Here is a 25,749-nt window from a genome sequence, read left to right on the forward strand (position 1 = left end):
AGGCTACACCGACTCGGCAGCACCCGGCATCAGGCCCGTTTGCAGAAACTGTTCGACGGCCTGCCGCGACACCGAACCATACGAAACAGTCTTTGCCGCATTTGTATCGGTAAAATCGACTTCGTAGGCGTCCTCGCTGACCTCGCGGATAGCTACCGTCGCCAGTTTACCTGCTCGTTCGCCCTTCCCCTCTGTGGTGAACAGAAACGTCTGTGGCTGCGGCACGATCAGGTTCAGATCCCTCACCGTATACGACCCCAGCACTTGCCCACCCTCGTTCTTCCGCGTTTGTATATACTCGAATAGATCTGTCATACTAACAGAAACCGATACATAGCGGCAATGTTATTTCGCTTTTCCGAAAACAAGGCAGGGCAATCCGCTTTCCTCGAATGCCTGTCCAGCAGCCGTTCTGCATGACCTGGTAATGTTATCCCTAGCTTCTGTTAACACATTCCCGGCTACCAGCTAGTTGGAAACCCAACCCCAAACGTTCATCAATACAAGTCGCAACGAGTACCGTCTCGACTCCTGATTTGGCCATGGTTGTAACATCGACCTTCCTTTTTCGGCCGAACTGGTTCGATACATTACCATTCATCGAATACTGGGGCACATCACTTTCCGGAGCGCCTACTTTTGATCCGTTGGTTACGAATTCAATTACCCCCGAACCTATGCACGCTTCATCTTCCACCAACTCATCAGCGATTCCAACGCAGGCTCCACTTGGACAGCTCATCCAGATACTGCTCAATCTCGCCAGTCCCGGTACGGCCTGTTATCAGGCCCACCAACTGCGCTCAGATGGTGTGTACCGGGTCGTTGTTCGTACGGTGAATGGCTTTCAGCTTGTCAGCATTCCGGCTCCGGCTTTGTTATTGGCCGAACTAGGTATCCTGGTTGATTCTGACCGCTACACGATCAGCCAGCAACTGGGACGGGCCGACGAAAAGGTAAACGTCGTTGACCAGCTCGTATCGCTGGCTCACGTAAACTAACGGATGTTTCTGTAGGGGTGGCTAGGTACGCTTGATCGATCGACCCTTTATAAGCCGCTGGCAGCACAGGCAGGCCACCTTTTGGCCCGTCCCTAAACGGCGTTCTTCGACCGGTATGAGTGCTGCATGAATGCACTCGGCAGTAGTATGATAAACCAGCTGCTTCAGGCAGTGGAACGGGCTAAGTTGTGTCATTGCTCGTATTGGTGTCAAGGAAAAGTGGTGCTTACGTATTTACTCTACCATTTTAGTGCCGCTTATTCACCAAATACCACCTTTTGTTACCTAAAAGTGCACATTAGCTAATTCGGTATTTACCCAATTACAAAAACACCCCATTTTCGGTTGATTACCCCCCGCTGTCGGTCATTCATCGAATGATCCCCTCCTACCCCCTGTTGAGAAGCCAACTTTGGTCAAGCAAACGCAAAAACGACCAAAGAAATGCTCCTCAACACCGCTACCGCCCCCCTGCTGAACACCCTCCGCACCCTGTTGCTGCTGGTTGTCGTAAGCGCAGGTCTGATGAGCTGCTCACAGTCGGAAAACGTTGCTCCCCAAAGCCAAATCACCACCGCCGACGCGTCGGCCCGCCCCGGTTCATCGGTTATCAACAACGACGGTTTCGAAGGCAGCTGGTTCTCTAACTTCTGGATTCCTGAGCTGCGCACCGCTACCGCCGGTACGATCAGCACCGACCACAGCCGCTCGGGCAAGCAATCGATGCGCTTCAGCTGGACACCCGCTCAGTACGACGGCACCAACCCCTCGGCTCACTCGGAACTGGGCACCGACGCGCTGAAGAATGGTGAAGTTGAGCGTTGGTACGGTTACAGTGTTTACATGCCAGCGGCTAAGATGGCCAATGACAATGAGCCTATCGTTTTCAGCCAGTGGCACGGTGTGGCCAACCCCGGCGAAGAAGATACCTTTCCTCCACTGGCCTTCTACCTGGAAGGGGGCAACCAGATCAAAGCTTATTACCGCTCGTCAAACGTAGCCATCACCAAAGCCCAGCAGATGCCAACCGCCCAGACCATCCTGCGTTTAGGCACGGCCACCTACGATAAATGGGTTGACTACGTAGTGCACATCAAGTGGGATCCAAGCGGCAACACGGGCATCCTGGAGATCTGGCAGGACGGCAAGCAGGTAGCCAACGAGCGGAACATCAACATCGGCTACCCACAGAAGTACAAGCCTTACTGGAAAGCCGGTATCTACGCCTGGACGGGCAAGTCGAAGTACGCTGAGCGGGTTCTGTACTACGACGACGTAACGATCGGCAAAGCCACGGCCACCTACGAAACAGTAAAGCCAGGCCAAACCAACGACATCGCCCGGTAAGCCACCACACTGCCCGCCTACGGATAAATCCCGTGCAGTGTCAACCGTCTAAGCTGTAGCTATAGCGATGAACAGAAGGAAGCGGAACGGATCAGAACACCTTCCAACGAAAAGCCCCGTCAGCTACTGAGCGGGGCTTTTCGTTTACCGATCGAAAAGAAGTGTAGAGGTAGGTCTACTCCGTGTGAAGGCGTACACTTACAGGCCAAACCAAATGATCGTAAAAGAAAACGATTAGGCAGTGCACTGACTTTTATTGGCTGGCTTATAATCTTTAGCGTGGCCGATGATACGATTACCAAATTTCTTCACCCTGTACCAGACACCCACAGTCCAGAACCCTTTTCGGCTCATTGGATTGGTGCAGTGTTGGCAAAGCTGATATGCATCGGTCTGGCCATAACCGCGATTCACTACTATAGAATTTTCCGAGAGAGGTCGTAGAATATCTACGTATGGCCAGGGGACTTCAACTACTTGCGTCAGGACACGTATCAGTAGAAATGAAAAAAGCACCTAGCGTATGAGGCTAAGTGCTTTGCTTTTAGTAGTGGGAGTTGACGGGTTCGAACCGCCGACCCTCTGCTTGTAAGGCAGATGCTCTGAACCAGCTGAGCTAAACTCCCTTCTTATTTCCCGCCCGTTGTCGTCGTTTGGGAGTGCAAATATAGGCGTGTACTGGCGGGTTTTGCAAGCGTTAGACTGAAAAAAAACGGACTTTTTTGCAAGTCACTAAGAATCAGCACCGCTTAGCCTACTCAAAATTCAGATACAACGTCACGCTGTGCGTTGTCAGGCGGTTGATGCCTATACCAGCCGCGTTGGTGGTGGGGCGATAAAGGTTAATCAGGCCGTGGGAGAAGCGAATTTCGGGGGCGAACTTGAAAAACTCGAAAAACTGCTCGAAGCCTACTCCATACTCAACTGCTAAGTCCATCGTGCCGGTGCTGAGCCGGCTGGCACTCTGCTGTTCGTTACGCCGTACGTTGGTTTCGACGCTGAAAGCGCCCCCCGCCAAGAAATACATGCGTGAGTTGTTGCGCCGTTCTGACTTGTATTTCAATAATACCGGGAAGTCGAGCCAGGTCGACTCACGGACCTCGGTACGCGATGCACTGTTGGGGTAGTCGTACTGTACTTCGCGGCTCATCAGCGTTACTGATGGTGTCGTACGCAGATCAAACCGGTCGTTGAGAAACGCGTTGACCACAAACCCAACCCGGAAGTTGGGGCGGTTCGGCGACTGAATCCTGTAGGCGGAGTCGGCGGTCAGGAACGCCGGGCTGTGGCCCACGCTGAACCGGCTGACAGGCATGGCGAAAAAGAAACCGTAGTGGATTTCCTTATCATCGTAGTGCTCCAGGTGCTTGACAACGTATTTGTACGAACCCTGCGCTTTTCCCGGAGAAGCAGCAAAAAGCAACAGACAGATTCCAAGCAGTAGCGGTAACTGCCGAAACGAAATCAGGCCCGTTTGTGACCAATGTAAATTGACGCAACGCCGAAGGTAAGCGGTATCCATTTCGTATTTGTAAAGCCAGCTGCTTCGTAACTGCGCAGAAAGTCGGGACCATCGGGGAACGCCTGCACCGATTCGGGCAGGTAGGTGTATGCCGATGCGTCTTTGCTCACTACGCGTCCGATCAGCGGCAGGATCGTCCGGGAGTAAAAACCGTAGAGTTGTTTAAACGGAAACTGGCGCGGATTCGAGAATTCCAGCACCACGCAGACGCCACCGGGGCGCGTTACGCGGTACATGTCGGTTAGCCCTTTGAGCAGATTCTCGAAATTACGTACCCCAAAGGCAACGATGACGGCATCGAAATCATTGTCTGGCAGGGGCAAACCTTCTGAATCACCCGACCGCATTTCGATCACGTTGTCGACACCGCGCTTCTTCATCTTCTCCCGACCAACCGACAGCATACCCTCCGAAATATCAATGCCAACGATTTTCTCCGGCTTCAGGGCTAGTGCTTCAAGCGCGAAATCACCCGTGCCGGTGGCGATGTCGAGAATGCGTCTGGGCGACTTGGGAGCCAGTGCCTTGCGCAGCTCACGAATAGCCCGCTTGCGCCAGAGAATGTCGATACCACCACTCAGAACGTGGTTGAGCAGGTCATATTTAGGCGAAATAGTGTCGAACATCTCCGCGACCTGTTCGCGCTTGGAGGTGTCTTTGTCTTTGTACGGGACGACGGGCATGGGGAAAATGGTTGAATGATTGACTGATAGAGTGATTGAATGATTAAGTGGCATAGACGCGCCAGCCTATTCAATCATTCCGTCACTCAGTCATTCAATCACTGCCTAACAGCACGTTGGGCGCGAAAGTTTGCGATTGCGGGGGGCGGTGCGTAGTTTCGACAATAACCCCTTCCTACTTACAACCTGATCGATTATGCTTCGCTTTGTTTTACCGGCTTTGTTACTGAATTCAGTTGCTTACGGGCAGACGCCCGACAAACCGACCCCGGCTGTTCAGAAACTTCATCAGCGCGTACTGACGCTCGATACCCACGCCGATGCGCCGATTAACATGCAGAAGCCGGGCTTCGACGTTGGTGTAGCGCACGACACGAAACGCGACAATTCGCAGATCGACTTCCCCCGGATGAAGCAGGGTGGTATGGATGCGATGTTTTTTGCGGTATACACCTCGCAGGGGCCGCGTACGCCGGAGGGTCATGCCGAAGCGAAACGCAACGCGCTCAACCAGTTCGACCTGATCCACAAAGCGCTGAAGAAGTACCCCGATCTGGCCGAACTGGCAACGACCCCGGCCGATGCCTACCGGATTCAGAAGGCGGGCAAACGGGCGGTGTTTATCGGGATGGAAAACGGCTACCCGGTCGGTAGTGATCTGGCCATGCTGAAAACGTACTACGATCTGGGTTGCCGCTACATGACGCTGACGCACTTCGCCAATAACCTGATCGGCGATTCGTCGACCGACCCCGATGGGCCGATTTACGGCGGACTAAGCGATTTTGGTAAGCAGGTTGTGCCGGAAATGAACCGGCTGGGAATGCTGATCGACGTATCGCACGTAGCCGACAGCACGTTTTACGATGCGTTGGCGCTATCGAAAGCACCCGTTATTGCGTCACACTCCAATTGCCGCGCCCTCTGCGATTTCCCCCGCAACATGACCGACGATATGATTCGGGCCATTGCTAAAAAGGGGGGCGTGGTGCAAGTCAATTTTGTGAGCGACTACCTGAAAAAGCCGTCGGACGCGTTTCGGGCGGCCAAGACGAAAGTACGTATGGCGCGGGTCGGGAAGGTGATGACGCCGGAGATGGAGACCCGCCTACAGGCCGAAAGTGATTCGCTGGCGAAGGTATTTGCACCCGAACGGGCCAGCCTGTCGGACATAGCCAACCATATCGACCACATCGTCAAACTGGTAGGTATCGACCATGTCGGTATCGGTTCGGACTTCGACGGGGGCGGGGGTGTCAACGGCCTGGAAGACGTCAGTCAGATCGAGAACCTGACCGCCGAACTGGTACGCCGGAAGTACTCGGAAGCCGACATCGCCAAAATCTGGGGTGGCAACCTGCTGCGCGTACTCGGACAGGCGAAGGCGGAATAATTTTTCTCAACACTAGCCGCATAGAGAACCAAGCCGTTTTTGAGTAACTTTTCTCCGTGTTCTCTGTGCCTCCGTGTTGAAAATTCTATGTCTCCCGAAAAGGTCTTCCAATTGGCAAATATGCTGGTGCTGCCGCAGTGGCTGCTAATGGTGGTGGCTCCGCGCTGGTCGGTGACGCGCTGGCTGATGAATTCATACCTGATTCCGGTTTGCCTGGCTGTCATTTACGTTAGCTATCTGTTTCAGGGCGGACCGGTCGATTTTGGGTCGTTTGGTTCGCTGGCGGGGATAAAAGCGTTGTTCGCCAACGGGGGCGACGGGGTTATGCTGGCGGGCTGGGTGCATTACCTGGCGTTCGATCTGGTGGCGGGGTCGGTGGTGGTGCGCGACGCACAGGCCCGGCAAATACCGCATTGGCTGGTTATCGTACCGCTGTTTTTCTGCTTTATGCTGGGGCCGGTCGGGCTGCTGCTCTACTGGATCATTCGTACCGTTCGCACACGCGCTCTGACCTGACTGTACTGAGCAACTATGTCCCTGACAGCTTCCAGCTGTCGGAGCCGCGATAGCGGCTAACAGAACTCCGGCCATTTAGCCTGACGGCTCCGACAGCTGGAAGCTGCCGGGGACGATCAACCACTAGCTGTTGAACCGATGAACTCATTTTTTACAACGCTCAGACAACGCAACCCCATCCTATCGGCGTTTGGCTGGATTTGCTTAATCAGTGCCGTCGTCTGCGTGGGGCTGATGCTCATTACCAATGTGCAGGTGCTGGGTATCAATGCATTTGTCAAACCCGTCAAGTTTTTTTTGTCATCCAGCATCTTTGTCTGGACGATGGGTTGGCTGATGGGTTATCTGCGTCAGCAGCGAAGCGTGCGGATTTACTCGTGGGCAATTACGCTGATTCTGGCGTTTGAACTGGTAGTTGTTGTCGTGAAGGCGGGTTTGGGTCAGTTGTCGCACTTCAACGTAAAGTCAGCAACGGGTGGCATCCTGTTTTCGCTGATGGGTGTCGCTATCACTATCGCCATACTGTGGACGCTGTACATTGCTATACTGTTCCTGCTACAGCGACCCGACGAGTTAAGCGGTACCTACCTGTGGGGTATTCGACTGGGCATGCTGATTTTCATCGTGTTTGCCTTCGAGGGTGGGATGATGGCGGCCCGGCTGGCCCACACGGTAGGCGCACCCGACGGCGGGGCGGGCCTGCCGGGCATCAACTGGAGTACGCAGCACGGCGACCTGCGTATCGCTCACTTTTTCGGGATGCACGCCCTGCAACTGATTCCCCTGTTCGGCTACTACATCGCGCGTCGCCCGTTCCAGACGGTTCTGTTCGCGATAGTCTACGTCGGGGCCGTTAGCTGGGTGCTGCTTGAAGCCCTGGCCGGTCGGCCGCTGATCGCGGGTTTGTAACTTGTCTCAAACAGCATCCTTGCTGTTTGTTGGCTGAGGAAAGTAAACAGCAAGGATGCTGCTTGAGACCATACTGATCACAAACAATCGACATCCGCGACGATGCTGACTTGCCGTAAGCCTTTGTCGGTCAGAATATCGTTGATGCGGTCCTGAATGTAGGCTTTCACGGCTTTCACGTTCACCTTGTCGCGTTCGAGTTTGATCAGAATGTCGAACAGAAACTGGTTGCGGATGCGCTCGATCAGCGGTTCTTCCGGACCGAGGACACGGCTACTACCGAGGGCGTCGGTGAGTTCGGCCGCGAGCCGGTCGGCTGCCTGCTGACTGATTCGCTTATCGGTATGGCGGATGGTCAGTTTTATCAGGCGGCAGAAGGGCGGGTAGTTGAAATTCTGCCGCTCCTGAATCTCTTCTTCGTACAGGCCGATGTAGTCGTTCTGGATGATTTTCTGCAAGATAGACTGCTGTGGGTTGGCCGTCTGAATCAGCACCGTACCCTGCCGCCCCGCCCGTCGCCCGGCCCGCCCGCTGACCTGCGTCAGCATCTGAAACGAGCGTTCGGTAGCCCGGAAATCGGGGAAGCGAATTAGGCGGTCGGCGTCGAAAATACCGACCAGACTGACGTTGTCGAAGTCGAGTCCTTTGGTAATCATCTGCGTCCCGACCAGAATATCGATGCCACCCGTCTCGAACTCCTGAATGATCTGCTGGTAGGCGTTTTTGGCGCGGGTCGTGTCGAGGTCCATCCGCAGTATTTTCGAGTCGGGGAAGAAAATCTGGAGCTGATCTTCCAGTTTTTCGGTACCAAACCCAATCGTTTTAACCTTCGTAGAGCCGCAGGCCGGGCAGGTACGCGGCACCTGCTCTTTGTGCCCGCAATAGTGACAGCGCAGTTCGGCGTCGCGTTGGTGGTAGGTCAGGCTAACGGCACAGTTGTCGCATTCAGCCGTCCAGTCGCAGTCTTCGCACTGCATGTAGGGCGAATAGCCGCGCCGGTTTTGAAACAGTATGCTTTGCTCCCGGCGATCCATATTGGCGCCCAGCGACTCCAACAGCACCGACGAAAACTCCTGCTTCATGCTTTTCTGCTGCTTCTCCCGCTTCGTATCGACCAACCGAATGTCGGGCAGGGTTGCGTTGCCGAAGCGGTTAAACAGTTCGACCAGCCCATACCGCCCCTGCTTCGCCTGATAGTAGGTTTCGAGCGCGGGCGTGGCCGAGCCAAGCAGCACCTTAGCCTGCTGCCAGTGGGCCAGCATAATCGCTACGTCGCGGGCGTGGTAGCGGGGCGCGGGGTCGTGCTGCTTGTACGACGTTTCGTGCTCTTCGTCGACGATCACCAGCCCCAGATTGTCGAACGGCAGAAATACCGACGAGCGCACGCCAACCACGAACTGATACCGCCCCGACACGACGCCCTTCCAGACTTCGACGCGTTCGTTGTCCGAAAATTTGGAGTGGTAGATGCCCATTTTGTCACCGAATACGCGCTGCAACCGCACGACGATCTGGGTGGTCAGGGCGATTTCGGGCAGCAGATACAGCACCTGCGAGCCACCGGCCAGCGCTTGCTGAATGAGGTTGATGTACACCTCCGTTTTACCGCTGCCCGTGATACCGTGCAACAGCACCACATTCTGACTCTCGAACTGCGCCATGATCGAGTCCGACGCCCGCTGCTGATGCTCCGTCAGGCGGATCTCCACCTGTGGCGCGTGATCGTCGGCGAAGCGCGGCTGAATCACCTCAAACGTTTCGAACACCTGATTCTTGACGAGCGTCGCCAGCGATGACTGCGACAGTTCATCATCCTGATTCAGAATTGTTTTGTCGAGTCCTTTCTGGTTCAGTTCGGGGTTGCGCTGCATCGGCACGTGGCTCAGGTAGCGCATCACCACCTCCTGCTGCTTGGGCAGCTTTTCAAGCCGTTGCAGCAGCACCAGTAGTTGCTCCCGTTCTTCGTAGTTGCGGTGCAGCCGGATTTTGCGCACCATCTTCGGGATGTACTTTTCCTTGACTTCCTCAAACACGATTACCGCCTGTTTCCCCACCAGCGACTTAATCAGGGCCGGTACATTGGTGCCTTCGCCCGCCAGCCGACCAAGTTCATCATACGAGAGGGCGGGTTGTTTTTTGAGTTCGACAAGCAACACCGCTTCAAACTCGGTGAGCAGTTCGGGATAGTCGAAATCGGGGTTGTACTGCACCTTCGACTGACTCGAAATCTTCAGGCCCGACGGCAGGGCAATGTTCATTACTTCGCCAATCGTACACATGTAGTATTCGGCCATCCACCGGAACAGTTCGAGCTGATAGCCGGTCACGAGCGGGTATTCATCGAGCACTTCGCTAATGTAGCGGGCCTGATAGGCAGTCGGGGGGGAGTTGTGCAGTTTGGCGACGATAGCGGTCAGGACGCGGCTGTTTTTCTTGCCAAACGGTACAATGACGCGGGCACCAATGCGCAGCAGATCGGTCATGCCGCGCGGGACGCGGTAGGTAAATAGCCGGGGAACGGGTATGGGCAGAATCAGGTCGGCGAAGACGGTAACTTCGTCGGTGTCGAGGGTTGAAAAGAGCGAGAGATCGGCGTTTTCCACAAGTTGGGTGCGGGCGGTACGTCAGGTAAATATACAGAAAACCCCGCGCCGGTCCCGCGAATTCCAGCCGCTCCAAAAAAGGCGTGCCGGGGTTGCGTCAGGAGTCTTATTGCCAGAGCGGTTCTTTCTGCCATCCTGTTTCAAACCCCATAGCCGCTTTATCGATCTCAGGATATGAGCTGAACAACGAATCCAATTTTTTCAGGAATCGATGTTTTGGATTTACTGTTTGTAGCAGAAACAGAATCATCGAGAGCGCGAAATAAGTACGGTCGTTATTGACTGTTTGGCTGGTCAGCCATTTCTTTTGGGGCTTTCGGGGAATCCGGGGTTGAATGCTCATTGCCCGATTCCACAACCGGCCATGATGGGCACATGTATTTCGCAAGTAAACGATGCTGTGCAGCCAAGATGTGAACGTTTTTTCATCCAGACCAAATTGGTTAGCGATTCTCCGCTTGGCATGGCCTGCGACAAGATTCTTGTAGAGCATGGATAGTGAGCCAAACGATGCAATTTCAAGTAGCATCCAGCTTGGGGGAAGCGGGTCGGTATAGTTCTGCTGAAAAGCATTGATAAATTCCTCATCGCTCCGGCCATATTCAGTTGTAAGGCTGGCCATTGTCTTCGCATGAGTAACTCCGTTTGCGAACAGTGCTTGGTCGGCAAACCAGAAAGGGCCATAGGTATGCGAGAGAACGTAGATCATCTGCGCCCGAACAGCTACTTCGATCTTTTCCAATTCCGCCGATACCAGTTTGCGTAGTTCCCGGTCAAAGCAATACAGCCGAAATGCCGTTTCAAACGTTGAGCCCGGCTTAAACTGATGTGTGCGTTTGTCAGACAGGAGTGGATACCAATAGCCACTTAGCCTGTAGTAACTGACCTGAGCCAATAAATGCATGGCTTTGGCATCATCCTGCACGAGTAAGCCCCGGTTTTTTAGTTGGTCGAGTTGCTCCTGATAGATAAGGGCCGGTTTGCGATAAGCAACTCTACTCATGGCCTATAAACATAAAAAGCTCACCCTGAGCGCGCTGTTCTGAAGGGAAGCGGGGTGAGCATGTTGATACAAAGTTATTCATATTAACAGTAAAAGACAAATCGCTACCCTACTACTACGGGGATATTCGTAGCCGATCCGTGCGGCTGATACGCGACCTACAACTCGTCGGGCTGTTCGCGGATGGGCTGTTGAATCGGCTGCGGTTCCTGCACCCGTACCGCAGGCTGGGGTAGCGTTTGCGCGATGCCGTAAGCCGTACCAAGCCATCCAACTTTCAAGCCGACACGTACGGCGATGAGCACCTGCTGGATGACGAACAGTACGGCAATCATCAGCCAGCCGTCGACTGGCAGCATGTTTTCCAGCAGGAAGTACAGCGCGAAAAACCCCGTTCCAATCAGAATAAACAACAGGTAAGGGCCGTACGTCCTGAGCGGATTAGCTAAAACAAACCGCCCGGCCTGCCCAAACGCGCGGAACGCTCCATGCGCGTCGGCGCGGAAGAGCAACACTTTCGCGAAGTCGCCGATGCAGAGCAGCAGCGTAGTCGTGACGGCGAACAGTCCGAAGAACAGTATGCTAACGCCGAACACCTCCCGCTCGCTGTATTCACTGCTGACAGCACCACCCACCAGAATACCGATGATGATCCAGATAATGCCCGTGACGAGTACAAACAGCAGAGTAACGCCGAACAGCCGCAGCATTCGCCCCACATAATGACTACAGCCCTCCCAGAACAGGCCCGCCCGAAAGCGACTACCCGCCCCCAGCGGGCGATCCTGTAAGCTGGTCAACTGAGCGAAGCGCAGGAGAATACCGCCCGTCAGAAAGATGGTCAGCAGCAGATAAGTCAGGTTCAGCCAGCGTACCGCGCCAAAGACGGCTTTTACCGCCGGTCCACTGCGCTTCATAAAGTCGGTGACGACGGTATAATCGAAACCGGACAGCAGATTTAGAAAAGCCAGCGACCCCTGAGCCTCCGTCGTCAGCGTACTGTACAGCGGCAGCGCGACCAGCAGTGCCAACCCCAACGTCAGAGCGTAGATCAGCCCCACCATCGGCAGCGATGCTATTGTTTGTCGAAACGCAAGGGCGAGGTGCTTCATTAAGCGCGGGGCAAAAAATCGTCGGGTTCGGCAGGTTTGTCGTCCGAAAGTACGATTTCTTTATTGCCCAGCAACGGGTGTTCCGTGCGGATTTTCTCCTGTAGTTTCAGAAAACCATCGATCAGGGCTTCGGGGCGCGGTGGGCACCCCGGCACATATACATCCACCGGGATAATCCGATCGACTCCCTTCACAACGTGGTAACCGTGCTGCCAGTAGGGCCCACCACAATTAGAGCATGACCCCATCGAGATCACGTAGCGGGGCTCGGCCATTTGCTCGTACAGCCGCCGGATACGGTCCGCCATTTTGTAGGTTACCGTTCCCGACACAATCATGATATCGGCCTGCCGGGGAGAAGGCCGGGGGAAAATGCCGAATCGTTCGAGGTCATAGTTCGATGCCATAGCCCCCATCATCTCGATGGCGCAGCAAGCCAGCCCGAACGTCAGCGGCCACAGCGATTTCTCCCGCGACCAGTTAAGCAGTTCTTCAGAGCGGAGCAAAATTACCCCTGTATCGCCGGTCTTTTCCATGTTAACTGAATGATTGAATGATTGAGTTATTAAATGACTGAATGGGCTGACGTACCACGATTCCGATTCAATCACTCAATCATTCATCCATTCAATCATTGGATTTATAGCGTTCGTTTACTTGTTTATACAAGTCGGCGGGCACCTTAGTTTCTATGACGGGGAGTTTTGGCTGCGGCTTCACCCAATCCAAGTAACCCTTCGCCCAGACGTAAGCCAGCCCTAGCGCCAGCACCAATACGAACAGTACCACTTCCGTCAGGGCGAACCAGCCCCAGCGTCCGTCTGTCGCTTCGATGAGCCGAGCCTGACCAAAGACTGTGGCCCACGGGAAAAGAAACACCAGCTCAACATCGAACAGGACGAATACCAGTGCGACGATGTAAAACCGAATGTTGAACTGCACGTTCGCATTACCGACAGGCTCCTCCCCTGACTCATACGTACTGTTCTTCTCGACATTAGGGCGGCTGGGCCGTAGCAAACGAGCACCAAACAGCACCACCGCTATAAACGCGAAGGCAGCTACTATAAACAGCAGGATAGCGCCAAAATCAGATAGCATGAATGACAGTTTATGGTTTCCGGTACCCGGTTTACAGTGCGCGTAGCGGTACAGGGTCAGCCACCGTACGACAGACCGCGCCACGGTGACCGCCGTAAACCGTAAACTATGTACCGTAAGCCTTACTTTTTCTTTTTCGGATACAGGTTGTACACGATAGCCGCCTGAAACACCCGGTTGTAATAATTGGCACCGGCTTCGGGCGACACGTTGTTGAACCCGTAGATATAACGCAGGTTCAGGCTGAACTTGTCCAGCATATCCAGGAAGTCGTAGTGAATGCCCAGCACTGCACCAATATCGGTCGTAGCACCCGGCCCGCCCGATTGACCGCCTGTGATGGCGTAGCTAAGTTCAGGACCGGCCTGAATCGTTAGCCCCTCGGTGGGAATGTACCCCAGTAGCAACGGAACGCTCAGGTAGGGGTACGAAATTTTGGTCGTTGCCCGGTTACCGCCCGTTACTTCGGTCTGGAAGTTAGCCCCTTTCAACGACAGCAATACTTCCGGCTGCGCCACGAATTTGTTGATGCGGTAGCGGTACATACCACCCAGCACCAGATCGAGACGTTGCTTGGGGATATTTTGCGTCGTACCAGAGATCGTAATACGGTTAAGGTTGGCCCCCAGTTTCAACCCAAAGTGACCACCATACAGCTTGTTGCTCTGCGCGCGGGCAGCAAGCGGGATGGCAAAGGCAAACAGAATGGCAATGACAAGCAGTCGAGATGTGTGCATACGGGATGATTCAGAGACGCAGTTATTCCCGATAACGCGCGTTCAGCCCGTAAAATTGGCTTAAAAAACGTTAACATGGTTGCCTCCGCTGCGCGGCACCCCGCCGATTACGTCCTAATTGAGACTGGGGTCGGCGGGATAGTGCGCAATCGTCTGGTACATGCCCCCCATTCGTTTCAGCACGTCGCGCCAGAAATCAATCACGGGTGTGTCGAACAGGAAATCGGCGTTAGCGCGGGTAACAATCCACGACTTATGCTTGATTTCATTAGCCAGTTGCCCGCCGTCCCAACCCGAATAGCCGAGGAAGAACCGAATATCCTTCTCGGTTAGCGTTCCCATATTGACCGCCTGCTTCACCTGCTCAAAATCGCCACTCCAGTACAGCCCCTGATCGACCTGAATGGCCCCGTCGATCAGGTCGGGACGGCGATGGATGAAATGCAGCGTATTTTGTTGAACCGGTCCGCCAACAAACAACGGCAGGTCAGCGTAAACATCATCCAGGACATCACTGAGTTGCAGATCAGTAGCCTGATTCATGATCAGACCAAATGAACCGGCCGGGCTGTATTCGCAGATCAATACAACACTACGGTCGAAATTACCATCGCCCAAAAATGGCTCGGCAACCAGCAGGCTTCCCGTCGAAACGGCAGTATGATTATCATTCATGGGTGAGGTGAGTAAACTGGTCACTTGTCGGCGACAGGTAGCCAGGTCATTACTATACGAAATCACTATACAGTCGGATTCACTATCCGCTAGTCGAACCGTAGTCCTACCTTTTTGCCCGATATACGCGCCAGCAGTGGCCGCAGTAGTTGATCCGCATTTTGGCGGGTTTGCATGAGAATACCACCAGTCAGTGCCGATTGTTTAATCTGCTTCTCGGCCTGCCGGTACGCATCGCTAACCAGTTGCGACTCGTCCAGAAAAGCGAAATGCGTATCGTATACCCGCGAACGGTCGTGGTTAACTTTCCAGCCGCACAGTTCCGGTTGTGGTAGCCGAATCGTGATGGAGTCGTCGGTACTTTGCACGTCCTCCGCCCGGACACGGGTCAGATCGATACAGCCGGTCGCTTCTCCCTCTACGATCAGCACGGCGTTGGCGTTGGGCAGTAACGCGTTGACCTGCTCGTGTTCGACAATGTCCTTGAACGTATACCTGACCAGTTCGAGCCGCCCCAGCGCTGTAACTTCCTTCAGAACGATGTACTGAGTCGTCTGTCCGTCGCGCCGAAACCGGTCCATCAGGCTAAACCCCCGGATTTGCTCCCAGGCAGCGATCAGACCAACGACAACCAGCACGATCAGGAATAACCGGATCAGGGTATTTATAAAACGAGACATGGTACGTACAAATACAGCCTTGTGCAGGCCTGCGAATGGGTTGTTATTCTGAATAGCATAATAACGAAAAGTAACGCGCCGAACAGTAAACATCCAGGGCGTATTTTTTGTACAGACGGGTATACTCAAAACGGTGAAGCCCGAACCTGTCGACAGGTTCGGGCTTCACCGTTTTGAGTACAAAACAACCGATTAGAAGAACCGCTTGGGCTCGTCGGCTGTCTGATTCTCAAGGTCAAACAGATCGTTGAGCACGTCGATCAGCGTTTCGGCTTCGCCCCGCTTACAGGCCGCTTTCAGCTGCAATACGGGGAGTTTGATGATCTTCTGCATGATACCCTTCGTGATACGGTCGATTTTCTCCGATTCGTCGGGCGTCAGGTGCTTGATGTGCCGGGCTATCTCGTCACGACGAATCTGCTCCAGCGCATTCTTCAATTTATTGATCGTCGGCGACACCATCATTTCCTTCGACCAGTCGCCAAATTCAGCGACAGCCTGCGAAATGATCGATTCTACCTGCGGAACAGCCGCCAGCCGCCGGTTAAGGGCTTCGTCGGCCCTGCTTTGGATATGGTCGATGTTGTAGACCAGTACGCCCGGAATCTGCTCAACGGCCGCATCGATGCTACGCGGCACCGACAGGTCAACGAAATATTTGTACGTCAATACGTTCAGGTTCTTCAGCAACTGGAGCGTAATGAGCGGCTCGTCGCGCTGTACCGACGAAATGATAACGTCGGCCTGCTGAATCTCGCTGGTCAGGTCCGCCCAGTCGGCTACCCGGTATTCGGTTCCTTCGGCGAGGGCTTCGGCTTTCGAGCGGGTACGGTTGATAAGCGTCAGATTACCCAGCTTACGCGCATCGAGATTGCGGAACACGTCCGTTCCGATTTCGCCCAGACCAACGACCAGAATGTTTGGCGTCACCTGCACACTCATCAGCTCATCGATCAGCTCAACGGCGGCATACGATACCGACGCGGCCCCATCGCGGAACGACGTCTCCTGCGCCACCCGCTTGTTGGTGAAAAAGATCGTGTGCATCAGCCGGTGCAGAAACGGCCCGGCCATGTCCAGATCCGCCGACCACTGGTACGACTGCTTTACCTGATTCGGAATCTGCATGTCGCCCACTACCTGCGAATGCAGACCGGTGCACACTTCAAACAGGTGCCGAACGGCGGTTTCGTGGGTACTGAATACGTCGAAGTAAGGCAGGTAAGCGGCCGTGTCCGTCAGTCCTTTTTCAATCAGCAGGAGTCGGGTAATTTCGGTACTGATATCGGTTTCCGCGCTGGCCGGATCGACAGCGTAATACACCTCGGTCCGGTTGCAGGTAGAGATGACCAACAGGTCGGTAAGGGCAAAGAAATCCCGCAGCCGAAGCATAAAACGCCTGGCCTCCTCTTCGTTCAGTGCAATTAGGTCGCGGACCTGAAGCGGTGCCGTTTTGTACGACAGACTAATCGAGCGGAAGGTATTTAACATGGTAACAGAACGCGCTAAATGGCCATTGGCCAACACAAAATTACGCCACAAATACCGGACATTGTAACTGGTTGCGGACGGGTTTCAACTATTTAGAATCCGTCCAAACTAGTTGATCCTGTCTAAACAGAATCCTATTCTTATTGACAACAGCAGGGCACGATCAGACGTTCGTCAATCGCATTATTTACCCGTGCTTCGTCGTTCTTGTTCTACAGGGACTAGTTGGAAAGCATGGGCTTAGTCGCCGAGTCTCTGTAGATTTGTAACAACCCAGCTGTTGATTTTTAGTGAACGGTCTGCTACTCAACCGGTCGTTCAACCCAGTGAGCGTATGCTGAAGTCGTTTGACATTTACAACCAGAACAACATTCTCAAAATTATCGTCGCAGTCAATCTGCTGCTGGTCGGTACGGGCTCGCTGCTGTACACCAACCGGCTGATTGAGCGGCTTGAACAGCGCGAACAGCAATACGTACAACTCTACGCAAAGAGCATCGCCTACCTCGTCGACCCTAACCACATCAACTCCGGCGACCTGACGTTTGTGACGAGTGAGATTCTGGAAGCCAACAGCACAATTCCGGCTATTTACGTCGACCCAAACAACGAAATTTCCAAGCCCAACAACATCACCCTAACCGCGGGCCTGAGTGCGGAAGAAACGCAGCGGGAACTCCGAAGCATCATCGCCGACATGCGTGAACGGCACAGCCCGGTAGTGGTCGAGATGGGCACCGGCGAACGGGGGCTGGTTTACTACGACAATTCGCCCCTGCTCCGGCAGCTCACTTACTTTCCGTATGCCCTGCTGACCATCCTGCTGGCCCTTGGGCTGCTGGCGTATCTGGCATTCAGTTCGTCGCGCCGGGCCGAGCAAAACCGGGTCTGGGTCGGGCTGGCGAAAGAAACGGCCCACCAGCTGGGCACCCCGCTATCGTCGCTGATGGCGTGGGTCGAGTTTATGCGTTCCGACACGGCACAGTATGACGAGTCGATTACCGACGAAATCGAGAAGGATGTCAAGCGGCTGGAAACGATTACCGCCCGTTTCTCCAGTATCGGCTCCGTTCCGACGTTGAAAGACGAAAACATCAACGATGTCGTCAGTCAGTTGACCGATTATCTGGCGAAGCGGATTTCAACGAAAGTAAAGATGAGCCTGTCGAGTCAGTTGCCGACAGAAAAGACCGTGCAGATCAACCGGTTGCTGTTTGAGTGGGTTATCGAGAACATCTGCAAAAACGCCGTCGACGCGATGAAAGGTGTGGGCGAATTGCGACTCACCATGCAGCAACTGCCCAATCAGCGTATCGCTATCGACATCACCGACACGGGTAAGGGCATCTCAAAAGCCAACATGCAGAAGGTGTTCAACCCCGGTTTCAGCACCAAGAAACGCGGCTGGGGTCTGGGCCTGACGCTGGCCAAGCGTATCGTGGAAGAGTACCACAGCGGCCGGTTGTTCGTCAAGAGTTCGGAAGTCGGCAAAGGCACCACCTTCCGTATTGTACTGAACGGATAGGGGTTTACGGTATTCGGTTTTACGGTGTCCTCGACAGCTTCCAGCCGCTTCGGCGGTCCGATGTCGAAGCCGCGTCAGCGGCTAATTAAGTAATCGCACTTAGCCTACGGCTCCGACAGCTGGAAGCTGTCGGGGACAATGTAAACCGTGTACCGTAAACCGAAAACTACGTACCGACTCTAGTTCCGGGGGAAGGGTACGGAGATCGTGTCGGTTTCGATAGTGTTGCTGACGTTCAGGGCGCGGTCGCGAATCTGAATCTGAAACTTGACCGGGTAGAGCTGGTAGCTGGTACCGTACTGAAAAATAGTGCTGAAATCCAGCGTGCCTTCGATGGGTCCCTTTGGCTTGTTGCGCGCCAGATCAGGGAAATACAAACTTGTGTTGACCGGAATAATCACTTCCTGATATTGCCCCCGCACCAACCGGAACGTGCGGATACGGTAATTACCCCACCCGCCATTGCCGAAATACAGAGCCGAATCGGCCTTCGAAACAGGTAGCGAAATACCCAGATCGCCGTCGCCATCTTTGAAGCCAACCGTAACCACTACCGAATCGCGCCGTGACTGACCGACACCCGAACCGGCGGCAATTTCGTAGGGGAAAATGCTGCGAAAGTCGATGGCGGGCGTGTTGGAATAGTTAGGTTCGTTGAAACAGCCCATCATCAGCAGAGCTATGCCAATCGTGAGCACGTACGGTTGAATTTGTTTCCGGCGCATACTGTTGTACTCGTGTTGCTATAAAACGTATTCGTTATTTTGTCGTTTCCTCTTACGCTTTCTACCGAAACAGCAGCCCGGCGGCAAGCCCTTCGCGCGCGTCTTCTCGATGTCGACGCCGGGTCTTTTGAACCGCTGGCACTGGATGTGTTTCGTTATCAGGCCACTACGAACCCGGTTTACAGCCGCTTTCTCGACCTGCTGACCATCCGGCCCGACTCGGTTACCAATCTACGTCAGATTCCGTTCATGCCGATTGGTTTCTTCAAAACGCAGCAGGTTTTGTCGAACGAGGGTTCGGTTGATTCACCAGCCGACTCGTTGCTGACGTTTGCGAGTAGCGGGACAACCGGTGAGCAAACCAGCCGGCATTACGTAGCTGACCCACCCCTGTACGACGCCGTCAGTATCCGTCTGTTTGAGCAAACCTACGGCCCGCTCGACAACGTAGCGATTCTGGCGCTGTTACCGTCTTATCTTGAACGAAATAACTCGTCGCTGGTGTATATGGTTCGCCAATTTATGGACCGCTCAGCGCACCCGCTTTCGGGTTTTTTCCTGAACGATCACGACGAACTAACTGCCCGACTGCGGCATCTGAGCACCCGGCCCGATAAACCCCGCGTTCTGTTGATTGGCGTTACGTTTGGCCTGCTCGACTGGGCAGAATCAGGCACGGATTTTTCGTTTCTGCGCGACAACCCCAATCTGATTGTGATGGAAACGGGTGGAATGAAGGGACGTCGGAAGGAATTGCTGCGGGATGAGGTACACCAGATCCTGGCTCATCGGCTTGGTGTGCCGCGTATTCACTCTGAATACGGCATGACCGAACTGCTGTCGCAGGCTTATTCAACGGGTGAAGGGGTATTCAGCCCCAGCCCGACATTGCAGGTGCTGCTGCGCGATATCAACGACCCATTCTACAAATACCCCGATGGCTACACCCGAACCGGCGGCATCAACGTGATTGATCTGGCTAACCTCGACTCCTGTTCGTTCATCGAAACGCAGGACCTCGGGCAATACGTCGGCACCGACGGCCATTTCCGCGTCATCGGCCGGTTCGACAATTCCGATATTCGGGGGTGTAATTTAATGATTGAATGAGTGAGTGATAGAATGATTGAATAGTTTGCGCCAGCCCATTCAATCATTCTATCACTCACTCATTCAATCATTACGCGTAAGCGCGTACGTCTTCGAGGTTGATTTCGTCGCCACACATAATCACGAGTCGTTCGACTACGTTGCGGAGTTCGCGAACGTTACCCGTCCAGGGTAGTGATTGCAGATACGACATAGCGTCGGAAGTCAGGTCTTTGGGCGAGGCACCGTATTCGGTCGCGATGTCCTGCAAAAACTTGTCGATCAGCAACGGAATATCGGTACGGCGGTCGGCGAGGGGTGGTACGTGAATCACGATAACGCTCAGGCGGTGGAACAAGTCTTCGCGGAAGTTGCCATTGACAATTTCCTGCCGCAAATCTTTGTTCGTTGCCGCCATCACCCGCACGTTGACCTTTATCTCTTTATCGCCACCGACGCGGGTAATCTTGTTTTCCTGCAACGCCCGAAGCACTTTGGCCTGCGCCGACAGGCTCATATCGCCGATCTCGTCGAGGAACAGCGTACCGCCATCAGCCTGCTCGAATTTACCCACGCGCCGGGCCGCAGCACCGGTAAAGGCACCTTTCTCGTGACCAAACAGCTCACTCTCGATCAGTTCGCTGGGAATGGCTGCGCAGTTGACTTCTACAAGAGTCATCGCCGATCGGTTGCCTTTCTCGTGAATCTGCTTGGCAACCATTTCCTTACCCGACCCGTTTGGCCCGGTAATCAGGACGCGCGCTTCGGTAGCCGCCACCCGGTTGATGGTTTCTTTCACCCGCCGGATCGGGTCCGATTCGCCCACAATCTCGTTGAGTTTGTAGATACGCTTCTTGAGCGTTTTCGTTTCCTGCTCCAGCTTAGCCCGTTCGATGGCGTTGCGGATGGTGATGAGCAGCCTGTTCAGATCGGGTGGTTTGGTAACGAAATCGAAAGCCCCGCTTTTGGTAGCTTCGACCGCATTTTCGACGTTACCGTACGCCGAGATCATCACGAATTGAGTTCCTTTGCTGGTCTCACGCGCTTTTTGAAGCATTTCCAGCCCGTTGAGTTTCGGCATCGAGATATCGCAGAGCGCCACATCATACTGTGTCCGCTGCAACATTCCCAAGCCTTCTTCGCCGTCGCGGGCCTCGTCGATTTCGTAACCTTCGTATTCCAGAATATCACGCAACGCTGCCCGGATAGCTTTTTCGTCGTCAACGATGAGCAGTTTAGCCATATATCACACCGATTGTCATTGGATTAGCTGCCCGAAAGTAGGCATATTTACAACGGGTTGGTAAGATACCACCCGCAAATTTGTTTGCGTTCCTGTAGATTTTGTTCACTAATTGGTAAAAGGCCGTTCGCCTTAGTGTATACCAATCACCATTTGGGAAGTAATGGTTGCCTTTTCGGGCTAAGAACAGAAAAAATCGGCCAAAACAGTCTGTTCAGGTAAGCATTCACCGTCCATGTACGTTTACTTTTCAGAGTCACCGTCATGAGAGCCATACGCGGCTTATGACTACCCACACCGACGAAAATAACGCGGTGGGTTGGGTAATTTTTGTCTCCTCTACGCCATGTCTGTCCGTTTACTACTTATTGTCAGCTTCTTATTGACGAGTCTGCTACCCGCATCGGCACAGTCGCGTCGCCGGGCGCAGCTTACCAATCCATCGACAGCCAACACGCCCGTGCCGGTTGTGGCGGCTCCGCAGGCCCGTCTGCTGGAAGGTATGCTCCTGCGCAGTTCGATTCTGAATCAAGCGGTGCGCTACTCGATTTACCTGCCACCCGATTACTACACCTCGAATCGGCACTACCCGGTGGTGTATCTGCTGCACGGCTACGGCGACAACGAAACGAGTTGGGTGCAGTTTGGCGAAGCCGACCGTACGGTCGACGACGGGGTCCGGGCGGGGCAGTTACCACCGGCTATTCTGGTCATGCCCAACGGCGGTACCAGCTTTTTCATCAACGATTACCACAATCAGGTACGCTACGAAGATATGTTTGTGCAGGAGCTGATTCCGCATATCGACTCAACGTTCCGGACCCGCACCCAGCGCGAGTTCAGGGCCATATCGGGCTTGTCGATGGGTGGGTTTGGATCGCTCGTGCTGGCCATGCACCATCCCGACCTGTTTGGTGCCTGCGCGGCCCTGAGCGCAGCGGCTGTTACCGATGAGACACTAACGGCCATGCCGGGCGAACTGTATAATCGGATGCTGGCACCGATACTGAGCGGGCCAGTTAGTGGTGCCGACCGGCTGACACTGACCTGGAAGCGTAACAGCCCGATTATTCTGGCGCAGTCGGCCCCGGTGAACGACCTGAAAAAAGTGCGGTGGTATATCGATTGTGGCGACGACGATGCACTGAGCGAAGGCAATGCCAACCTGCACATCGCGCTAACGAAGCGGCAGATTCCGCACGAGTACCGCGTTCGCGATGGAGCGCACAACTGGACCTACTGGCGCGGCAGTTTACCGGGTGTACTCCAATTTTTTGCAACGGAGTTTCACCGCTGATTACTTGTCGCGCTTACGAATGGGGATGATGGCTTCGGTCAGGTCCCAGGCCAGAACCATGTCGGTACCCTGATCGTCGGGCATGAAGCTGATGTAAAACTGCTCGGCCATCCGCGCCCGCTTACGAACCGGCACCGGCACGCGCAGGGCGTCTTTTGTCTGATCGTAGTTGGTACCCCACTGCCCGGTTTCGCGGTTGAAGATGGCGATCCAGCCGTCCTGCGACGGAATGGTCCAGAGCGAGTACTTACCCTCGGCGAGCGGCTGACCGGCCACAAACACGTCCTGATCGAAATCAACGACAGTGGCTTCGTTGGCACCCGTTCGCCAGACCTGTCCGTAGGGTACCAGTCCGCCGAAGATCTTGCGCCCCTTTTTGTAGGGCTGGCAATAGTCGACCCGAATCGACAGGCCATTTTGATTGACCTGGGCAACGGCTTCGGGGCTCTTCGACTTGGTAATGCTACGCAGGGTCAGGTAACCACCCAGCAATACGACGGCGATGACGCCGATGATAATCAGAATTCGTTTCATGTGTAAGTCAGGAGGAACGGCGTTTAGTAGTCAGACTATCGGCTTTCGACGGCAGATCGGGCTCCTTCAACGTCAAACTAATTTGCCGGGCCGGGGTTTGCTTTACTAATGTTCCGGGATTGATCGATTGATCGGTGACTTTGCCCCTACCCTGCACAACGACCCGCAGCCCCCGGTTTTCCAGCAGGAACAGCGCATCGCGCAGGGTCAGGCCGCGCACGTCGGGCACATGACCGGCCCGGGTAGCCCGCTCGGCCCAGCGGCCTTTCTCGCCCGCTTCGACCCAGCCTTCCACGTTTACCCGCTGTTTCACGCCCAGCACCGAATCGATGGTGTGCATATCGTCGGCGTAACCCGCCAGCAACTCCGGTGTCTTGCCCGCCGACCGTTCGCGGATGGGCTTCTGCATTTGCACGTCGTAGGCCATGATCCGATCAGCGACTTCCTTGAATACAGGTGCTGACACGGCTCCGGCATACAACAGATCGACGTTATCGCCCTGCGGACTGTCGACCATCGCGATCATGCTGTATTTCGGTTTGGTAGCCGGGAAGTAGCCGATAAACGAGGTGTTGTACTTACCGACTTTATACAGGCCATTCTCAATTTTCTGGGCCGTACCGGTTTTTCCGGCAATGGTGTAGTACGGACTGGCAATCTTTTTAGCCGTTCCGTTTTCTACCACCCCCCGCAGCAGACTCTGCACCTGTCGGATGGTCGACAGTGAACAAATCCGCTCCGATGACACAAACGGCTTGTTTTCGATCTTGACCTCATCGGCCAGTTTTACCTGCCGCACTAGCATGGGCCGTACCCAGAAACCGTCATTCGCTACGGCATTGTACAGCGTCAGCATTTGCAGGGGTGTCTGCCGCATTTCGTACCCCATCGACATCGACGTGGCCGACTGTCCGCTCCAGCCTTTCATATCAGGGTTAGGCAGAAACGGCTGCGCTTCGCCCACCATGTGAATACCCGTTTTCTTGTCGAGGTGAAACTGCCGCAGCAACCGGCAGTAATCGGCCGGGCGGGAGTAGAAGTAACTGCGCATAAGCAGGTGAACCCCCACGTTCGACGATTTTTCGAACACCTGCCGGGCCGTGAGCGTGCCGAAGCCAACCCGGTGTGCATCGCGGATGGTGCGGCCGTTCCAGCGGGCAATGCCGTCGCCGGTGGCTACGGGCTGATTGAGCGAAATGGCTTTACGCTCCAGCAAGGCCATCATCGTTGCCAGCTTAAACGTTGAACCGGGGTCCGAGCCACCCGCCAGCGCGTGATTGAAGGTTTCGATGTATCTGGCTCCGTTTCGGGTTTCGACTCGACTCAGGTTTGCCATTGCCCGAATTTCGCCCGTAGCCACTTCCATCACCACCACGCACCCTTTGGCGGCATTGTACTTTTCCAGCGTCGTCCGCAGCGCCGATTCGGCCATGTCCTGGTAGTTGACGTCGATGGTTGTATACAGGTCCATGCCGGGTTCGGGCTTCATCTCTGGTCCATCGGAAACGGGTTTACGCACGCCACCCGACAGCAATTCGACTTCGCCGACGGCATCGTGACCAGCCAGGGCCGTCTGAAAACTGGCTTCCAGCCCCCGTTGCCCACGGTGCGTTTTCGGGTCTAGATTACCGATCGTCCGTTCGGCCATTGTACCAAACGGATGATAGCGTTCGTAATGCGCGCGCAGCACACCACCCCGCGCCGATACCCGCCCGCTGGACCGGAAAAACGGCCATTTGAGCATTTCCTGCCGCTCTTCAAACGTAACGTACCGGTTGCTCAGCAAAACGTACTGCCGCTTTTTGCGCCGGGCATCGCGCACCAGTTGCGTGTAGTCGCGGGGGGTACGGTCGCCGTAAATGCGCGACAGCAACAAACCCAGCGAATCGACTTTAGACCGGAAATAGTCTTCCTTGGCAACGGTGGGGTCGATACCAACTTCGTAGGACGGTAGCGATGTGGCCATCAGGCTTCCGTCGACGGCATAGATATTCCCCCGCATGGCACGGATGGTATCGACCGGAAAGTCTTTCTGCTTCCAGTCGCTCCAGCTTCGGCCCTGATAGCTGTCGAAATACTGTACGTAGATCAGCCGGCCGATAACGCAGAGGGCCAGGGCAAACACCAGGTAAGACACGTGTTTGGCCCGCTCGATGATCTGTTCTTTATGGTTCGCCACGATCAATAATGAGTTTGTGGGGTGGAGTTGTGCCGTTGGTAAGGCCAAGGTCGGCGACGCGCTTCATTATCTCCGATTGCCGTCCGCTTTTGTCAAAATCAGCCCGTAGTACGGTGGCCTGCGACCGTTTCTCGTCGAGTATCAGACGGGACGACTGAATTCGACGCACCAGGCTTTCGGCCCGCAGGTTGAAGTAAATGTAGACGCCCATCAGCAGGCTTACCCAGGCTATACGCCAGAAGTTGTTCGACGCCCAGGAGTTTTCTTCCCCAACCAGCCAGTGCGTAAATCGGTCCAGCGAAGCCCAGAACTGCGATTTTGCCCGGCTTCCACGCCCTGCCGGTCGGGAATTAGGGCGTGTTCCAAAGGTGTTTTTTGCCATGA

Annotated in this window: 25 protein-coding genes and 1 tRNA gene; 8 read left to right on the plus strand and 18 right to left on the minus strand. The window is 54.7% G+C overall.

All coding sequences use genetic code 11. The annotated features are described in order from the left end of the window. Positions 1-3: 3 nt before the first annotated feature. Positions 4-315 carry a hypothetical protein gene (locus HH216_RS04105; RefSeq protein ID WP_169549635.1) on the minus strand — a complete coding sequence of 104 codons (312 nt, stop codon included), beginning with the start codon at positions 313-315 and terminating at the stop codon, positions 4-6. Positions 316-677: 362 nt separating this feature from the next. Between HH216_RS04105 and HH216_RS04110 the strand changes: the two genes are divergently transcribed. Continuing rightward, positions 678-1,001 carry a hypothetical protein gene (locus HH216_RS04110; protein WP_169549636.1) on the plus strand — a complete coding sequence of 108 codons (324 nt, stop codon included), beginning with the start codon at positions 678-680 and terminating at the stop codon, positions 999-1,001. Between the two features lie 444 nt (positions 1,002-1,445). Continuing rightward, the gene (locus HH216_RS04115) at positions 1,446-2,348 is read left to right on the plus strand and encodes a polysaccharide lyase (RefSeq protein ID WP_169549637.1); all 903 of its coding nucleotides are present in this window, start codon (positions 1,446-1,448) and stop codon (positions 2,346-2,348) included. A gap of 551 nt (positions 2,349-2,899) precedes the next feature. Here HH216_RS04115 and HH216_RS04120 read toward each other — a convergent pair. The 3 genes from HH216_RS04120 to ubiE all read right to left on the minus strand — a co-directional run bounded on the left by HH216_RS04120 (position 2,900) and on the right by ubiE (position 4,553). Then, positions 2,900-2,974, minus strand: a tRNA-Val gene (locus tag HH216_RS04120). Positions 2,975-3,102: 128 nt separating this feature from the next. Then, positions 3,103-3,870 (minus strand): type IX secretion/gliding motility protein PorT/SprT, encoded by a 768-nt coding sequence (porT, locus tag HH216_RS04125; protein ID WP_169549638.1) that lies wholly within the window; start codon positions 3,868-3,870, stop codon positions 3,103-3,105. Then, positions 3,813-4,553: a bifunctional demethylmenaquinone methyltransferase/2-methoxy-6-polyprenyl-1,4-benzoquinol methylase UbiE gene (gene ubiE, locus HH216_RS04130; protein ID WP_169549639.1), complete on the minus strand. Its 741-nt coding sequence runs from the start codon at positions 4,551-4,553 to the stop codon at positions 3,813-3,815. The genes porT and ubiE overlap by 58 nt, the downstream gene beginning before the upstream one ends. A 196-nt stretch (positions 4,554-4,749) precedes the next feature. On the opposite strand from ubiE, the gene HH216_RS04135 reads away from it, so the two are divergent. The 3 genes from HH216_RS04135 to HH216_RS04145 all read left to right on the plus strand — a co-directional run bounded on the left by HH216_RS04135 (position 4,750) and on the right by HH216_RS04145 (position 7,371). Then, entirely contained in the window at positions 4,750-5,946 is a 1,197-nt protein-coding gene (locus HH216_RS04135; RefSeq protein ID WP_169549640.1) for a dipeptidase, read from the plus strand. A gap of 87 nt (positions 5,947-6,033) precedes the next feature. Then, complete coding sequence (locus HH216_RS04140; RefSeq protein WP_169549641.1) at positions 6,034-6,462, plus strand: ABA4-like family protein; 429 nt, start codon at positions 6,034-6,036, stop codon at positions 6,460-6,462. 138 nt (positions 6,463-6,600) lie between these two features. After that, positions 6,601-7,371, plus strand: a complete 771-nt coding sequence (locus HH216_RS04145) for a hypothetical protein (protein ID WP_169549642.1) — start codon at positions 6,601-6,603, stop codon at positions 7,369-7,371. A 77-nt stretch (positions 7,372-7,448) separates the two neighbouring features. On the opposite strand, the gene priA is transcribed toward HH216_RS04145, so the two are convergent. The 9 genes from priA to hemA form a co-directional block, all read right to left on the minus strand. After that, positions 7,449-9,974 carry a replication restart helicase PriA gene (gene priA / locus HH216_RS04150; protein WP_169549643.1) on the minus strand — a complete coding sequence of 842 codons (2,526 nt, stop codon included), beginning with the start codon at positions 9,972-9,974 and terminating at the stop codon, positions 7,449-7,451. Between the two features lie 106 nt (positions 9,975-10,080). Then, positions 10,081-10,977, minus strand: a complete 897-nt coding sequence (locus HH216_RS04155; protein WP_169549644.1) for an Abi family protein — start codon at positions 10,975-10,977, stop codon at positions 10,081-10,083. Positions 10,978-11,135: 158 nt separating this feature from the next. Beyond that, positions 11,136-12,089: a hypothetical protein gene (locus HH216_RS04160; protein WP_169549645.1), complete on the minus strand. Its 954-nt coding sequence runs from the start codon at positions 12,087-12,089 to the stop codon at positions 11,136-11,138. Further along, positions 12,089-12,625, minus strand: coding sequence for an NADH-quinone oxidoreductase subunit B (locus HH216_RS04165; protein WP_169549646.1), 537 nt, complete (start codon positions 12,623-12,625; stop codon positions 12,089-12,091). Before HH216_RS04165 ends, HH216_RS04160 begins: the two co-directional genes overlap by 1 nt. Positions 12,626-12,716: 91 nt before the next feature. Beyond that, positions 12,717-13,190: an NADH-quinone oxidoreductase subunit A gene (locus tag HH216_RS04170; RefSeq protein ID WP_169549647.1), complete on the minus strand. Its 474-nt coding sequence runs from the start codon at positions 13,188-13,190 to the stop codon at positions 12,717-12,719. Between the two features lie 122 nt (positions 13,191-13,312). Then, positions 13,313-13,927 (minus strand): porin family protein, encoded by a 615-nt coding sequence (locus HH216_RS04175; RefSeq protein ID WP_169549648.1) that lies wholly within the window; start codon positions 13,925-13,927, stop codon positions 13,313-13,315. Between the two features lie 114 nt (positions 13,928-14,041). Continuing rightward, positions 14,042-14,602 carry a YqgE/AlgH family protein gene (locus HH216_RS04180; protein WP_169549649.1) on the minus strand — a complete coding sequence of 187 codons (561 nt, stop codon included), beginning with the start codon at positions 14,600-14,602 and terminating at the stop codon, positions 14,042-14,044. An 89-nt stretch (positions 14,603-14,691) separates the two neighbouring features. Beyond that, positions 14,692-15,282: a DUF4230 domain-containing protein gene (locus HH216_RS04185; protein WP_169549650.1), complete on the minus strand. Its 591-nt coding sequence runs from the start codon at positions 15,280-15,282 to the stop codon at positions 14,692-14,694. Positions 15,283-15,474: 192 nt separating this feature from the next. Continuing rightward, positions 15,475-16,773 (minus strand): glutamyl-tRNA reductase, encoded by a 1,299-nt coding sequence (gene hemA, locus HH216_RS04190; RefSeq protein WP_169549651.1) that lies wholly within the window; start codon positions 16,771-16,773, stop codon positions 15,475-15,477. Between the two features lie 334 nt (positions 16,774-17,107). Between hemA and HH216_RS04195 the strand changes: the two genes are divergently transcribed. Then, positions 17,108-18,298 carry a sensor histidine kinase gene (locus HH216_RS04195; protein ID WP_169549652.1) on the plus strand — a complete coding sequence of 397 codons (1,191 nt, stop codon included), beginning with the start codon at positions 17,108-17,110 and terminating at the stop codon, positions 18,296-18,298. Positions 18,299-18,477: 179 nt separating this feature from the next. Here the strand turns inward: HH216_RS04195 and HH216_RS04200 are convergent, their stop codons facing one another. Continuing rightward, positions 18,478-19,023 (minus strand): hypothetical protein, encoded by a 546-nt coding sequence (locus tag HH216_RS04200; protein WP_169549653.1) that lies wholly within the window; start codon positions 19,021-19,023, stop codon positions 18,478-18,480. Positions 19,024-19,062: 39 nt separating this feature from the next. Between HH216_RS04200 and HH216_RS04205 the strand changes: the two genes are divergently transcribed. Continuing rightward, on the plus strand, positions 19,063-20,133 hold the full coding sequence (locus HH216_RS04205; RefSeq protein WP_169549654.1) for a long-chain-fatty-acid--protein ligase: 1,071 nt from the start codon (positions 19,063-19,065) through the stop codon (positions 20,131-20,133). A 70-nt stretch (positions 20,134-20,203) separates the two neighbouring features. Here HH216_RS04205 and HH216_RS04210 read toward each other — a convergent pair whose 3' ends face one another. Then, positions 20,204-21,355, minus strand: coding sequence for a sigma-54-dependent transcriptional regulator (locus HH216_RS04210; RefSeq protein WP_169549655.1), 1,152 nt, complete (start codon positions 21,353-21,355; stop codon positions 20,204-20,206). Between the two features lie 346 nt (positions 21,356-21,701). On the opposite strand from HH216_RS04210, the gene HH216_RS04215 reads away from it, so the two are divergent. Further along, positions 21,702-22,652 carry an alpha/beta hydrolase gene (locus HH216_RS04215; RefSeq protein ID WP_169549656.1) on the plus strand — a complete coding sequence of 317 codons (951 nt, stop codon included), beginning with the start codon at positions 21,702-21,704 and terminating at the stop codon, positions 22,650-22,652. On the opposite strand, the gene HH216_RS04220 is transcribed toward HH216_RS04215, so the two are convergent. Genes HH216_RS04220 through HH216_RS04230 form a run of 3 tightly spaced genes read right to left on the minus strand, consistent with a single transcriptional unit; the run spans position 22,653 to position 25,747 of the window. Next, positions 22,653-23,186, minus strand: a complete 534-nt coding sequence (locus tag HH216_RS04220) for a DUF2911 domain-containing protein (RefSeq protein WP_169549657.1) — start codon at positions 23,184-23,186, stop codon at positions 22,653-22,655. A 7-nt stretch (positions 23,187-23,193) separates the two neighbouring features. Beyond that, complete coding sequence (locus HH216_RS04225) at positions 23,194-25,365, minus strand: penicillin-binding protein (RefSeq protein ID WP_169549658.1); 2,172 nt, start codon at positions 25,363-25,365, stop codon at positions 23,194-23,196. Continuing rightward, positions 25,352-25,747, minus strand: a complete 396-nt coding sequence (locus tag HH216_RS04230; RefSeq protein WP_169549659.1) for an FtsL-like putative cell division protein — start codon at positions 25,745-25,747, stop codon at positions 25,352-25,354. The genes HH216_RS04225 and HH216_RS04230 overlap by 14 nt, the downstream gene beginning before the upstream one ends. Between the last annotated feature and the right edge of the window lie 2 nt (positions 25,748-25,749).

The organism is Spirosoma rhododendri (genome assembly GCF_012849055.1).
GTDB classification, from domain to species: Bacteria; Bacteroidota; Bacteroidia; order Cytophagales; family Spirosomataceae; genus Spirosoma; species Spirosoma rhododendri.

Bases quoted from the DNA above. Each gene is read 5' to 3' on its own strand.
- HH216_RS04105 (WP_169549635.1), bottom strand. From the start codon at position 315: ATGACAGATCTATTCGAGTATATACAAACGCGGAAGAACGAGGGTGGG.
- HH216_RS04110 (WP_169549636.1), top strand. From the start codon at position 678: ATGCACGCTTCATCTTCCACCAACTCATCAGCGATTCCAACGCAGGCT.
- HH216_RS04115 (WP_169549637.1), top strand. From the start codon at position 1,446: ATGCTCCTCAACACCGCTACCGCCCCCCTGCTGAACACCCTCCGCACC.
- porT (WP_169549638.1), bottom strand. From the start codon at position 3,870: ATGGATACCGCTTACCTTCGGCGTTGCGTCAATTTACATTGGTCACAA.
- ubiE (WP_169549639.1), bottom strand. From the start codon at position 4,553: ATGCCCGTCGTCCCGTACAAAGACAAAGACACCTCCAAGCGCGAACAG.
- HH216_RS04135 (WP_169549640.1), top strand. From the start codon at position 4,750: ATGCTTCGCTTTGTTTTACCGGCTTTGTTACTGAATTCAGTTGCTTAC.
- HH216_RS04140 (WP_169549641.1), top strand. From the start codon at position 6,034: ATGTCTCCCGAAAAGGTCTTCCAATTGGCAAATATGCTGGTGCTGCCG.
- HH216_RS04145 (WP_169549642.1), top strand. From the start codon at position 6,601: ATGAACTCATTTTTTACAACGCTCAGACAACGCAACCCCATCCTATCG.
- HH216_RS04155 (WP_169549644.1), bottom strand. From the start codon at position 10,977: ATGAGTAGAGTTGCTTATCGCAAACCGGCCCTTATCTATCAGGAGCAA.
- HH216_RS04160 (WP_169549645.1), bottom strand. From the start codon at position 12,089: ATGAAGCACCTCGCCCTTGCGTTTCGACAAACAATAGCATCGCTGCCG.
- HH216_RS04165 (WP_169549646.1), bottom strand. From the start codon at position 12,625: ATGGAAAAGACCGGCGATACAGGGGTAATTTTGCTCCGCTCTGAAGAA.
- HH216_RS04170 (WP_169549647.1), bottom strand. From the start codon at position 13,190: ATGCTATCTGATTTTGGCGCTATCCTGCTGTTTATAGTAGCTGCCTTC.
- HH216_RS04175 (WP_169549648.1), bottom strand. From the start codon at position 13,927: ATGCACACATCTCGACTGCTTGTCATTGCCATTCTGTTTGCCTTTGCC.
- HH216_RS04180 (WP_169549649.1), bottom strand. From the start codon at position 14,602: ATGAATGATAATCATACTGCCGTTTCGACGGGAAGCCTGCTGGTTGCC.
- HH216_RS04185 (WP_169549650.1), bottom strand. From the start codon at position 15,282: ATGTCTCGTTTTATAAATACCCTGATCCGGTTATTCCTGATCGTGCTG.
- hemA (WP_169549651.1), bottom strand. From the start codon at position 16,773: ATGTTAAATACCTTCCGCTCGATTAGTCTGTCGTACAAAACGGCACCG.
- HH216_RS04195 (WP_169549652.1), top strand. From the start codon at position 17,108: ATGCTGAAGTCGTTTGACATTTACAACCAGAACAACATTCTCAAAATT.
- HH216_RS04200 (WP_169549653.1), bottom strand. From the start codon at position 19,023: ATGCGCCGGAAACAAATTCAACCGTACGTGCTCACGATTGGCATAGCT.
- HH216_RS04210 (WP_169549655.1), bottom strand. From the start codon at position 21,355: ATGGCTAAACTGCTCATCGTTGACGACGAAAAAGCTATCCGGGCAGCG.
- HH216_RS04215 (WP_169549656.1), top strand. From the start codon at position 21,702: ATGTCTGTCCGTTTACTACTTATTGTCAGCTTCTTATTGACGAGTCTG.
- HH216_RS04220 (WP_169549657.1), bottom strand. From the start codon at position 23,186: ATGAAACGAATTCTGATTATCATCGGCGTCATCGCCGTCGTATTGCTG.
- HH216_RS04230 (WP_169549659.1), bottom strand. From the start codon at position 25,747: ATGGCAAAAAACACCTTTGGAACACGCCCTAATTCCCGACCGGCAGGG.